We start from the raw sequence: 12,319 nt of genomic DNA, 5'->3' as shown, positions 1-12,319 counted from the left end.
TCGGCTCACTCCCCGTTCTTTTTACGTGCGCGTGGGTGGGCTTGGTCGTAGGCTTGCGCTAAATGTTGGAAATCCAAGTGCGTGTAGATTTGGGTCGTCGAAATGTTCTCGTGCCCTAAAAGCTCTTGCACCGCACGTAAGTTATTGCTGGATTCGAGCATATGTGTCGCAAACGAGTGACGCAATTTATGCGGACTAATATGGCTCGCCACAGACTGTTTCTGTCCCCATTCTGCCATACGTTTTTGCACGCTACGGTGCGAAATACGCGTTCCGAGTTTAGACACAAACAAGGCGGGTTCACCTGGTGCAGCAAGATCGCCCCTGACTTTCAACCACTTGGCAACCCATTCAGTTGCCATGCCAGAGAATGGAACTTTACGTTCTTTGTCGCCTTTACCGATAACACGAAGCTCGCCACTGCGCAGTTGTACATCACGTACATCCACACTCACCAACTCAGCCAAACGCAAGCCAGCACCGTACATCAGCTCCATCATGGCACGATCACGCACAGCCAACGGGTCGTCTTCGTTGACCTCAAGCAGTTGGCTCACTTCATCAACATCGAGGTTTTTCGGCAACGGGCGCTTTTTACGTGGCGCTGAAACCCCTTTGGCAGGATTAGCTGACATCTCGCCACGCAGAATAAGGAAATCGAAAAAGCTACGCAGCGATGAGAGGCGCGTCGCTAAACTGCTGGCTTTCATGCCTTCCCGCATGCCCTTACCTGCTAATTGGCGCACCCAGCCTGCATCCACTTGAGACCAATCTTTAAGTCCCATTTCAGCCAAGTGCTGCGCCATGGTTTCTAGCTGCTGTTTGTAATTGCGTTGAGTATGTAGGCTGAGCCCCTTTTCGCTTCGTAAGAATTCATAGAAGCGCTCAAGAGGCTTTTGCAGACTATTTGGCAGAGGAGTGTTGGGAGTTGTCGTCATCGTAACTTTGCCATACCAATGTTTGAGCGAGATGTGCCACTACTAATGATAGGTGACGCAAAAACAAGGTATCCATATCTGGTTGAAAATGACCGCCATCCTCACTAGAGAACGCAAGCACGCCCAGTGTTTGCTGTTTCACGAGCGGTAGTACCACATAGGACCCCATTTCCGGCACATCCATATTGCCAAACAAAGCTTCACGATCCACTTTTCTCAGACGCCCTAAGTACGCATCTTTGCCATTTAAGTGAGTGGTCGCAAAACGTTGATAACTTTCCTTACTCAATTGAATCGATGCGTCGCATTGACTAAACAATCGAACAAACGCGCGTAAGCCAAGTGCTTTAGCTTTCTCTTCAATAGAATGAATGACTTGTTTAAAGTCACCACACTTTAGAATCTGCCCCTGCAAATCCATAAATTCGTAAAAGGTGCGATCGTTGTTCGCCGCAAGCGACATCAGTGTGGTGATCTCTTCCTCTAACTCTTCAATGCGCTGACGTTGGCGATTCATTTGTATGTGCACCAAAGACACCGCACCCAAGTCTGAGTGTGGGAAAGATAGACGATCCACAAGCTCTGGACGCTGCACAAAAAAATCGGGATGATCTTTGAGGTACTCGGCCACCACTTCAGCCGTTAAGGCATCTGCTTCTACTTGAGACAAACCGTTTCCTTTTTCTTCTACTAGCAAGACAATTGACCATCAAATACATGCGTTGTAGGTCCGGTCATAAACAACGGCTTACCCGGACCTTGCCACGCAATTCGCAGTTCACCACCTGGTAGAGAAACCTTAACGTTTTCATCCAGCAGACCCTGAAGAATCCCTACCGCTACCGCCGCGCAAGCGCCGCTACCACAAGCTTGTGTTTCACCTGCGCCTCGCTCGTAAACTCGAAGACGAATATGGTCACGACTCACCACCTGCATAAAGCCAGCGTTGACGCGCTCTGGAAAACGCTCGTGCGACTCAAGCAGCGGGCCTAATGTATCGACATCAGCAGTATTCACGTCATCGACCACCGTCACCACATGCGGGTTACCCATGCTTACCGCGCCACAGAACAGCGTTTTTTCACCAGCGCGCATGATGTAGGTTTTCTCTTTTTGCTTGGCTTTAAAAGGAATTTTGTTCGGCTCAAACTCTGGAACACCCATGTTGACCGTCACTTCTCCATCATCTTCGATGTTGAGAATCATCTTTCCTTTTTTGGTGCTTACGCTGATGCTGTATTTATTGGTCAACCCTTTCAAGCGAACAAAGCGCGCGAAGCAGCGCGCGCCATTCCCGCACTGCTCGACTTCACTACCATCGGCATTGAAAATCCGATAATGGAAATCAGTTTCAGGGTCGTAAGGGGCTTCTACCACGAGCAATTGGTCAAAACCAACGCCGGTATGACGATCCGCCAAACGGCGGATCAGGTCTTGCGAGAAAAACACGTTCTGGGTAATACAGTCGACGACCATGAAGTCGTTGCCCAAACCGTGCATTTTGGAAAAGTGGAAATGCATTTGTTGTGTGTTACTCCGGTAGAATCTGTTCCAGCTGCCACAAACTGGTCAGCTCCTCACGCTGGCGAACTAAGTGGCTTTGTTTACCATCCACCATTACTTCTGCCGCTCGGGTACGAGTATTGTAGTTCGAAGACATCACAAAACCATAGGCACCAGCTGAACGAACCGCGAGTAGATCACCTTCTTGCAAAACGAGTGCGCGATCTTTACCCAAGAAGTCGCCGGTTTCACAAATAGGGCCAACCAAATCGTAAGTCTGTGCTTCACCCGTGCGCGGCGAAACTGGCACGATATCTTGCCATGCTTGGTATAGTGCAGGACGCATCAAGTCGTTCATTGCCGCATCGATGATGGCAAAGTTCTTGTGCTCAGTATGTTTTAAAAACTCAACACGCGTTAGCAAGATACCTGCATTCGCAGCAATTGCTCGGCCCGGCTCAAAAATCAGCTCCAAGTCTTGGTGATTTTCAAGACGACCTAGTAACGCTTTGGCGTAATCTGAAGGCTGTGGTGGTAACTCATCACGATAGACCACACCCAAACCACCGCCGACATCAAGGTGACGAATGTTAATGCCTTGCGCTTTTAAATCATCAATCAGAGCTAATAAACGGTCTGTCGCGTCGATAAATGGGTCGATATTGGTCAGCTGAGAACCAATGTGGCAGTCGATGCCTTGCACATTCAAGTTCGGCAGGCTTTGCGCGAATTTATAAACATCTGGCGCACGATCAAACGCAATGCCGAATTTATTGTCGCGAAGACCAGTCGAAATGTAAGGGTGTGTTTTCGCGTCGACATCTGGATTGATACGCAGAGAAATTGGCGCAATCACACCAAGCTCACCCGCAACCTTATTCAAACGTTCTAGCTCGGGCTCAGATTCAACGTTGAAACATTTGATACCTAGCTCAAGAGCACGCTTCATTTCTGCAGGTGTTTTCCCAACACCAGAGAAGACGACTTTCTTCGGATCACCGCCTGCGGCAATCACACGCTCAAGTTCACCACCTGATACGATATCAAAGCCCGAACCCAAACGCGCCAGTGCGTTCAATACGCCTAGGTTTGAGTTCGCTTTCACCGCGTAGCAAACTAGATGAGGATGTTGACCCACAGCACTATCAAACGCCTTCCAGTGGCGCTCTAGCGTGGCTCGAGAATATACGTAAAGAGGAGTGCCATATTGCTCTGCAAGAGCTTGAAGTGGGACGTCTTCGGCCCAAAGCTGGCCATCATCCTGATAGTTGAAGTAATCCAAAATTCGCTTCCCTTATTTTATTCGACTGCTGAACCCTAATTTCACCCTAAGGCGCGGTTATTTATTGTGATTGCTCATTCTGTTGAGTGTCATCTGGAATGTATAGTGAGCCAGACTGGCCACATCCCGCTAACGTCGCGGCAACCATCACAAACAACACAGTAACTAATTTTTTCATTTCGCATATCGTGATTATTGAATCAATGCCCCCTATAATCGCACCACACTCAGGAAAAGCAATAGGATAGACGGATGAACGATACTGAATTTCATCAACTGGTGGATGCGCAGATACAAATCATCGAAGAATCCATCGATGATTCAGGCGCAGACATTGATTACGAAGTCACTGGCAACGTAATGACATTGGAATTTGAAGACCGCAGCCAAATCATCATTAACCGCCAAGAGCCGATGCATGAAATCTGGCTAGCGTCCAAATCTGGTGGTTTCCACTTCAAGCTTATTGAAGATAAATGGACCTGCTCAAAAACGGGCATGGAACTATTTGAAATGGTGAAGCAAGAGTGTGAAAAGCACGCGGGCGAAGCCATTGATTGGGCATAATGCTGGTCAATCGTCACCAAAACAAAAAGAGCACCGAAGTGCTCTTTTTGTTTATTGATACGGGTTTAATTACGCATTCACCGCTTTCGTCGGACGATGCGGCGAGCAACCATCATTACGATAAGGGATGATATAAGCATTGCCCTCTTCTGGATGGATAATCTGGTAGTACTGCGGCAGGTTAAAGTTGATAAATTTCGACGCAACACGACTGTCGTCTTTTACTGATGTGTAAAAGCTGTTCACGGACGAAATCATCTCGTCTTTGGAGCCACTGAATTGGTGATACACTTCAACTTGGTTTGACTCATCCAACACATAAATATTGAAGCCATCTTCATTATCTTCAAAGAAGAACTGCACCAGACCTTCACTGGCAAAACCATCCACCGCTTCTGGCATTTGATACTCTTGCTCACGATCGAGCATTAATAGCGGCGAGCCTTTAAGTTTGTTAGTAGAAATGCTGCGATAGAAATCAATTGAGTTTTCTAACTTCTGCACCGACACACCACGACGTTCAAAGAACAACCCGTAAGTTTGGTTACCAAGGCGCATCGCTTTAAAGCGGCGGCGTTTTTCTTGCTCTACTGGCTTCAAGCGTAAGTCGATACATTCCGCTAAAAGCTGGTAGACCATATTACGCATCACACCACGCATGTTCTTCGCATAACAGAACACATCCACCGATTCTGGTGGCAACGCGTCTTGGTGCATTTTGCCCAGAATGGTTTTCAGTGCGTCCAGCATCGCCGTTTCCCCTTTGAAATGCAGCGTACGCACTTCATGCCAGGAGTTACGGTAAACCAAGTCGACACTGCCGACTAAGTTTTTATGTTCCGGACCAAAACTGAAGATATCGGTATTTTTTACATCCACTTTCAGTGAACGGCCCGAAAGCTCTGACGTAGGATCGTTTTCAAAGTTGATGAACATCGCTAGCTGGCTTATTTCACATGGGCTCGCTAATGCCTGCATCGTCGGACGGCGCTTACGCAGCGCAAAGGTATTTCGTAAGTCGCTCACCATTTGGTAGAACTTATCGATATCCAGTTGCGCTTCACGCACCACCGCGTGCAAACGAGTCGACTCGGTGATTAAACCATTAAAGAATGCCCAAGAGACTAGCTTGCTCAAGTATTCATGATGTTCTAAGTATGGCTGCCCCAAAATGCGGTGCGCGATCAGAGGTTGTTTATAGAGATACCAACCAGACTTGTTCACACCGCCATCTTTCACTTCGATGAAGCTTAAATCCGGTTCATGCAAATCAGGGGAAATCTGCGGGTTGAGCAACGTCACTTTGCCCGGCAATACTTCAAAAGCGGCGTAAAGCTTACGAGCCAAAATACTGATGTCTTGCGGGCTGATAGCGGAGGTAATGTCGTTGCGACGCGCAAATTGAATCAAATTACGGTAGCTCTGCATCAACGCATCCAGCAACGCATGATGCACCACTTTTACCTGTTCAACTTTCCAGTTGCGGCGATCATCAAGCTCAGCAACAACGCTGGCATCCCAATCCCATTTTGCAATCATGTCGCTCAGCGCTTCACGGCGCCAAGCCACTGAACCGACATCCGGTTCACGCGACAACTTTTCATGGGTTTTGAGATAGAAGCAACGGCGCACCAAATCCAAACGAGTGTCGTCTTGGATTCGCTCTAAATAGCGAGTCACTTTTTCCAGCATTAAGTAGTACGCATCCATGCCATAGAGGTCTGGCTCATGGGCAAAGAAACGACGTTTGGTGTCGATGCTTAGCAGTTGCGTATGCGGGTATTCCCACGAATAAGCTTCAAGCAGAATGGCTTTTAATACCGATTTGTAGGGAGAATCGATACTTTTGTATAGCTGCCACAAGTTCGAGCCGAAGTACTCTTCAGCAGGAATGCGGTTCAATTTACCAAAGTCGATCCATTCACTACAGTCAATGTAACCTTCACTGCACAATTGAGAAACGTACTCGTCGTAACACTCTTCCATTTCTGGCGGCACTATTTGCCATAATAAACGCTGTCCAGCAATACGCACCGCGCTGCGATAGAATTCATCAAGCAAAAGTAAGTGCTGAGATGAGCCACAGTTATCACCCGTCATCTCTTCAGAATGGTTGCTTCTAAAGCGTTCTTCATCCATTAAGAAGAAGTTCGCCTCCACCCCTTGGCTTTGTGCCCAGTCGGTGATCAGCAAGCATTTATTGGTCAGCAATTCTCGCTCGTCACAATCCATATCTGGCGAAATACACACCCAAATATCTAAATCACTAGAAGTACTTTGACCAATTGATGAGGTACTGCCCATGGTGTATAAGCCCAAGATAGCCGGCTTCTCTGCCGTCTTAAGTGGCTGACCAATCGCAAGTTGGATGTCATCAATGAATTGCTGCTGAATGCTATTTAGCGCCAGCCCATGCACACCAAACGGGACATCGGCATCGTAATAGCCAGGAATCACAGGGTGGTTGTAGTTCAACAAGGCAGGAATCAAGTGGAAGACTTGCTGGCTTTGCGAATCCATAAGCGCCAGCGCGCGATCAACTCGCTGCTGATTCAAATTATCTAGTCGCTGAATGATTTTTTGGGTGTAAGCCTGCAAGGGGAATTCCTTGGTTGAACAATCACGAAAATCTGCTGACGTTTTAAACCAAAACGGCCTAAAAACGTGATCAATTTAACACTTTTATTGGTGCGGGTAAAGTTTCACGCCCACGCACCACTCAGGATGCAAAACCATACTTTAGTCACAAAATTAATCGCGCGGTAGTGTCGCTCTTATTACCTATTACTAATAATAGTCCTTAGTCTAATTGAGAATCCAGTCACACTATTTTCATAACGTCATGTAATTCCATTCATAGCTCTCAGAGATAACGAACTAACAGTAAGCATTTCTTGATGAGAATGGTAGGATAAACCCAAATCCAAACAGCATTGAGAAGATCATGACACAATCCACACCTATTCGCATTGCAACTCGAAAAAGCCCTCTTGCTTTATGGCAAGCTTACTTTGTCAAAGACGCCCTTCAAGCCGCTCACCCTGGCTTGGAAGTCGAGTTAGTAACCATGGTGACCAAAGGTGACGTGATTTTAGATACACCGCTAGCAAAAGTTGGCGGCAAAGGCTTATTCGTAAAAGAGCTTGAAGTCGCAATGCTAGAAGGCCGTGCAGACCTTGCCGTTCACTCAATGAAGGACGTGCCCGTCGATTTCCCGGAAGGTCTTGGCCTCGTGACCATTTGTGAACGTGAAGACCCTCGTGATGCTTTCGTCTCCAATACCTATAGCAACATTGATGAACTCCCTCAAGGTGCAGTGGTTGGTACTTGCAGTTTGCGCCGTCAATGCCAACTGAAAGAATATCGTCCAGATATCATCATTAAAGAGCTTCGCGGTAATGTGGGCACTCGCCTTGGTAAACTAGATGCGGGTGAATACGATGCGATCATTCTTGCTGCGGCTGGCCTTAAACGATTGAAACTTGAAGAACGCATTCGTAGCTTTATCGAGCCAGAGCAATCATTACCTGCGGTAGGCCAAGGTGCTGTCGGTATTGAGTGCCGCCTTGACGATGAAAGGCTGCTTAAGCTACTTGAGCCGCTTAACCACCAAGACACCGTAGACCGCGTTTTGTGTGAGCGCGCAATGAACCTGACGCTAGAAGGCGGCTGTCAGGTACCTATCGGCAGCTATGCCCTGCTAGATGGCGATAACATTTGGCTACGCGCATTAGTTGGCGAACCAGATGGCAGCGAAATTGTTCGTGGTGAAATCCGTGGCCATCGTAAAGACGGCGAAACGTTAGGAGTGCAGTTAGCCAATGAACTACTGGATAACGGCGCTCGTGAAATCCTAACTAAGCTGTACGCAGATCACGAATAATCATGGCAGTGTTGGTCACTCGGCCGGGAGAGCAAGGTAACGCGCTTTGCTCTCTGCTCGAAAGGCACGGCATTTCCGCATATCACCATCCTCTGATCGACATTGTCGCCGATCTCACGGACACGCACCTCTCTAAACACCTGCATCAAGCTCAAATTGTTATCGCTGTTAGTCGACATGCCGTGCAATGTGCACAGCAAATCTTAACCAGCAACGAGACATCATGGCCGAAACAAGCCATTTACCTTGCCGTTGGTCAAAAAACAGCACACTATTTAAGCAAATGTACCCAACAGAAAGTACACTATCCCCAAGTCAGTGATAGTGAACATTTATTGCGACTGCCAGAGCTCAATAATGTGGCCCAACAACAGGTTCTTATCCTTCGTGGGAACGGTGGAAGAGAGCTGATCAAAGATGCATTGGTGAGACGTGGCGCAAAAGTTCACTATAGTGAGACTTACAAGAGAGAATTCATCCCATTCGATCCAGTAAGCTGTGTCTCACTATGGAAAACCCAACAAATTGACCAGATCATCGTCACCAGTGGTGAACAACTGGATTATTTGTGCAGCCAATTGACGTCAGAGCAATTGACTTGGCTTAATCAACAAGAGTTGTATATCCCCAGTCAGCGTATCGCTGACATCGCACTTCAAAGGGGGTTCACTCGGGTGAGATGCACGGGAAGCGCATCCAACCAAGAATTACTGGCGGCTCTCCAGCCCTAGCTACACAGGATATAGGCATGACAAGTAAAAATAACGACCAAAAAAATAACGATAAAAACCTTTCCGAAGAAACCTCATCGGCACCGCTAGCCGAAAAAAACACATCGCAGCAGGATGCGGCCCCTAAAAAAGAACAGCCAAAAGTGGCCGAGCCCCCAAAAACAGCCGAGCCAGCCAAAGTCGAGTTTGAAGAAAAACAAGGCAAGCGCGGAGTTAAACTAGGCACAGTCGCTATCATCTTATCGATTATTTTTGGCGGTGGCCTCGCATACAAGCTACATCAGCAGCAAGCCGATTACCAAGCGCAGATCGCCCAACTAAAAAGTCAGCTAGAAAGCACTCAAGCTTCCATGAAGCAAGAGCTCAGCCGGGTACAAGAAGAAACCATCGAGAGAGCAACGACCGTGACACACAAAGCGGAAGTGGTACTGGGACAGCAACAGAAGAGCATTGAAAGCTTACAGCTTGCCGTTGCCGATGTGAAAGGTCGCCGACCAAACGACTGGCTACTTGCTGAAGCCGATTACCTCGTCAAATTAGCGGGTCGTAAACTGTTCTTAGAGCATGACGTAGAAAGCGCAACTCAACTAATGGAAAGTGCTGATCAACGCATTGCAGCACTGAATGACCCTAGCCTCGTCAAACTACGTAAAGCAATGGCGAACGATATCACCAAACTTCGTACTATCCCGCTGATTGACCGTGATGGATTGGTACTACGCTTAACTGCTCTGCAACAGCAAGTAGACAAGCTACCTCTCGCCAATGCACTACTCCCAGAAGCAGAAGTCGTAGAGAACACTGAAGTGTCGGAAGATATTGCAAACTGGCAAGATAACTTAATGACCTCTCTGAAAGACTTTTCAGAAAACTTCATTACCTTCCGCACGCGCGATGGTAACGTCATTCCACTGCTTTCTCCTGAGCAACACTTTTACCTAAAAGAAAACATCAAAGCCAAATTGGAGACCGCAATAAAAGCGGTGTACCAAGAGCAAGGTGAAATTTACACCACGTCTCTAAAAACGGCCGACAAATGGGCATTAGCTTTCTTCAACCAAGACGATAATTCCGTTAAAGAGTTCAACAAAACTGTTAACCAGTTAAGCCAGCAAAACATTCAAGTGGAATACCCAACGAAACTGCAAAGTCAGTCTCAACTATCAGATGTCATCCGTGAGCGCCTACGTCGCGAAGTCACAACGATGACAGGTATGGAGGATAAGTAATGTTTCGTCTTATTTTCCTATTTGTTGTACTAGGTGCAGGACTATTTGTTGGCACTCAATTTTCTGGTCAGCAAGGCTATGTACTCATCTCCATCGCTGAGAAAACGATCGAGATGAGCGTAACGACATTGGTCGTATTCGTTATCGCAGCACTCGCAGGTCTTTTTCTACTTGAGTACCTAATTAAAAAGCTAGTTTACGCAAGTTCTACAACATGGAACTACTTCAGCGTGCGCAAAATGCGCCACTCCCGTCGATACACCAATGAAGGCATTATTAAACTCCTAGAAGGAGACTGGAAAGGTGCCGAGAAAAAAGTGACTCGTTGGGCAAATCATCACGATATGCCGCTACTTTGTTACTTAGTTGCGTCTGAAGCTGCTCAAGGTCAAGGTGATAAAGTAAAACGTGATCACTACCTAGAGCTAGCAAGCCAGCAAGAGAATGCTCATCTCGCAGTAGAGCTGACTCGAGCGAAACAATTTATCCGCGACAACGAGTTCGAGGCTGCTTTCGATACTTTGCAATCGTTAAAAGGTCAGTATGCGAGTAATTCGATTGTATTGAACTTGCTGAAAACAACGTACATGCAGCTAAAATTGTGGCAACCTCTTATTGACCTCTTGCCACAATTAACCAAAGCAAAACTCATCACGGATGAAGAACATGCAGAGCTGATTCAAAAGGCGCAGTGCGGCTTACTCCATGAAGTAGCGCAACAACAGGGTAGCGAAGGGCTTATCTCTCATTGGAATGGCCTTGCACGCAAAGTAAAACAAGACACACACCTAGTCGCCTGTTTTGCTCGTGAGTTGATAGCCCGGAAAGCAGATGCTGAAGCCTTTACTGTGCTAAAAGAAGCATTGAAAAAACAACCGGCTCCTGAGCTTTATCAACTACTGCCAGATCTAAACCTGCCAGATATCCACCCTGTCGTGGTTTTCTTAGAGGGAGTAGTAAAGAAAGAGCCAGATAACGCCGCTGCGCATAGCGCATTAGCGCACTTCTATTTCCGTCAAGAGAAGTGGCAAGAAGCCCAAGACCACTTCGAGATCGCCTTAAAGCTTCGCTCTGACGTCTCTGATTATGCATTCCTAGCAGATACACTAGAGAAGCAGAATCTAACTAAAGCCGCTCACGAAGTCTCTCGTAAAGCTCTCACGCTAGTTCAGAACGACTAATTAGCAGTCATCTAACCAAGCCGGCAGTTTACTGTCGGCTTTTTTATTGCCTGTCACTCATCAACACTACACAAACCTGCAATATCCACTAGAGCTAATGCCCTGTAATCGCCTAAACTTCTTTGGGAAGCCCCAGCAAAGCTTCTTTAGTTCGTTCCCAGAAGCACTCCATTAAGCTCACTAAAATCTTCTAAAAAATAGCTTACTCACTTTCTTCAAAATCTAAGCTTCTAGGAAGGAGCTCTACTAACAAAATGCAGATAACTTGGAATAGAGTAGGAAGAAAAAATAGGCACATAAGCTCCGATACTCTCCATTCTCTTTAGTGAGGACAGTCCTATACAATACTTAGAACGTGTTTATTGTACCAACCAGAGCAAGATAGCGAAGAGCCACTAGGTAACACTAAGAGCGCTAACGCACGTAACATCGAGTAAAGAGTAAAGGCAAGTCTCTTGTTAACAGAAACACTTTACCCTTAGAGGTAGGAATGCCAATACTCAGACTTGATGGCTCTCGTTAGAAGATAAAGTTATGAACTTCTGTCGCAGCACAACCCGTGGATAACGAGAACGCGCTTAAAGCAAGGCTTCTCAAGTGACATAGTGCAGGGATACCTAGTCCGGGGATACGATCAGCTAAGGGATTGATTCCAGTCCCTAACGAATTTCCAAGCGTCAGAAACGAAGAAAGCCTCGCTATTTCTAGCGAGGCTTCTGAATAGTGGCGGAGAGATAGGGATTTGAACCCTAGATACGCTATTAACGTATGCCGGTTTTCAAGACCGGTGCTTTCAACCACTCAGCCATCTCTCCACAAATTGTCATCAACAGATTAGTACACTGATGATGTTGTTACTTGTCTATGCAAATAACGATATTTAAAGCCTGGCGATGTCCTACTCTCACATGGGGAAGCCCCACACTACCATCGGCGCTATTTCGTTTCACTTCTGAGTTCGGCATGGAAATCAGGTGGGTCCAAAACGCTATGGTCGCCAAGCAA

Annotated in this window: 11 protein-coding genes, 1 tRNA gene and 1 rRNA gene; 5 read left to right on the top strand and 8 right to left on the bottom strand. The window is 46.9% G+C overall.

The features are described from left to right. Nucleotides 1-5 precede the first annotated feature (5 nt). The 5 genes from xerC to lptM form a co-directional block, all read right to left on the bottom strand. Nucleotides 6-938 (bottom strand): tyrosine recombinase XerC, encoded by a 933-nt coding sequence (gene xerC / locus D8S93_RS22180; RefSeq protein ID WP_012841287.1) that lies wholly within the window; start codon nt 936-938, stop codon nt 6-8. After that, nucleotides 904-1,635 carry a DUF484 family protein gene (locus D8S93_RS22175; protein WP_006743009.1) on the bottom strand — a complete coding sequence of 244 codons (732 nt, stop codon included), beginning with the start codon at nt 1,633-1,635 and terminating at the stop codon, nt 904-906. The genes xerC and D8S93_RS22175 overlap by 35 nt, the downstream gene beginning before the upstream one ends. Continuing rightward, on the bottom strand, nt 1,629-2,459 hold the full coding sequence (gene dapF / locus D8S93_RS22170) for a diaminopimelate epimerase (RefSeq protein WP_152815584.1): 831 nt from the start codon (nt 2,457-2,459) through the stop codon (nt 1,629-1,631). The genes D8S93_RS22175 and dapF overlap by 7 nt, the downstream gene beginning before the upstream one ends. Before the next feature lie 10 nt (nt 2,460-2,469). Continuing rightward, entirely contained in the window at nt 2,470-3,723 is a 1,254-nt protein-coding gene (gene lysA / locus D8S93_RS22165) for a diaminopimelate decarboxylase (RefSeq protein WP_006743007.1), read from the bottom strand. 61 nt (nt 3,724-3,784) lie between these two features. Then, complete coding sequence (gene lptM / locus D8S93_RS25445) at nt 3,785-3,901, bottom strand: LPS translocon maturation chaperone LptM (RefSeq protein ID WP_005378746.1); 117 nt, start codon at nt 3,899-3,901, stop codon at nt 3,785-3,787. A 74-nt stretch (nt 3,902-3,975) separates the two neighbouring features. On the opposite strand from lptM, the gene cyaY reads away from it, so the two are divergent. Next, nucleotides 3,976-4,290, top strand: a complete 315-nt coding sequence (gene cyaY, locus D8S93_RS22155; protein WP_054868105.1) for an iron donor protein CyaY — start codon at nt 3,976-3,978, stop codon at nt 4,288-4,290. Between the two features lie 69 nt (nt 4,291-4,359). On the opposite strand, the gene D8S93_RS22150 is transcribed toward cyaY, so the two are convergent. Further along, nucleotides 4,360-6,888, bottom strand: coding sequence for a class I adenylate cyclase (locus D8S93_RS22150; RefSeq protein ID WP_005393844.1), 2,529 nt, complete (start codon nt 6,886-6,888; stop codon nt 4,360-4,362). Nucleotides 6,889-7,234: 346 nt separating this feature from the next. On the opposite strand from D8S93_RS22150, the gene hemC reads away from it, so the two are divergent. From hemC to D8S93_RS22130, 4 genes are read left to right on the top strand one after another with little or no spacing between them, the layout of a single operon-like run. After that, on the top strand, nt 7,235-8,173 hold the full coding sequence (gene hemC / locus D8S93_RS22145; protein ID WP_005393847.1) for a hydroxymethylbilane synthase: 939 nt from the start codon (nt 7,235-7,237) through the stop codon (nt 8,171-8,173). 2 nt (nt 8,174-8,175) lie between these two features. Then, a complete protein-coding gene (locus D8S93_RS22140) occupies nt 8,176-8,904 on the top strand; it encodes a uroporphyrinogen-III synthase (RefSeq protein ID WP_152815581.1) in 729 nt (242 codons plus the stop codon). A 17-nt stretch (nt 8,905-8,921) separates the two neighbouring features. Beyond that, a complete protein-coding gene (locus tag D8S93_RS22135; RefSeq protein ID WP_152815578.1) occupies nt 8,922-10,133 on the top strand; it encodes a uroporphyrinogen-III C-methyltransferase in 1,212 nt (403 codons plus the stop codon). Continuing rightward, nucleotides 10,133-11,314, top strand: a complete 1,182-nt coding sequence (locus tag D8S93_RS22130) for a heme biosynthesis protein HemY (RefSeq protein WP_152815575.1) — start codon at nt 10,133-10,135, stop codon at nt 11,312-11,314. Before D8S93_RS22135 ends, D8S93_RS22130 begins: the two co-directional genes overlap by 1 nt. Before the next feature lie 724 nt (nt 11,315-12,038). Here the strand turns inward: D8S93_RS22130 and D8S93_RS22125 are convergent. Further along, nucleotides 12,039-12,129, bottom strand: a tRNA-Ser gene (locus D8S93_RS22125). A gap of 70 nt (nt 12,130-12,199) precedes the next feature. After that, nucleotides 12,200-12,316, bottom strand: a 5S ribosomal RNA gene (gene rrf, locus D8S93_RS22120). Between the last annotated feature and the right edge of the window lie 3 nt (nt 12,317-12,319).

Origin of the sequence: Vibrio sp. VGrn 2, assembly GCF_009361695.1 — a bacterium.
GTDB lineage: Bacteria > Pseudomonadota > Gammaproteobacteria > Enterobacterales > Vibrionaceae > Vibrio > Vibrio diabolicus.
Note: the sequence above shows the minus strand (reverse complement) of the source record. Positions and strands in the feature narration are given on the sequence as shown.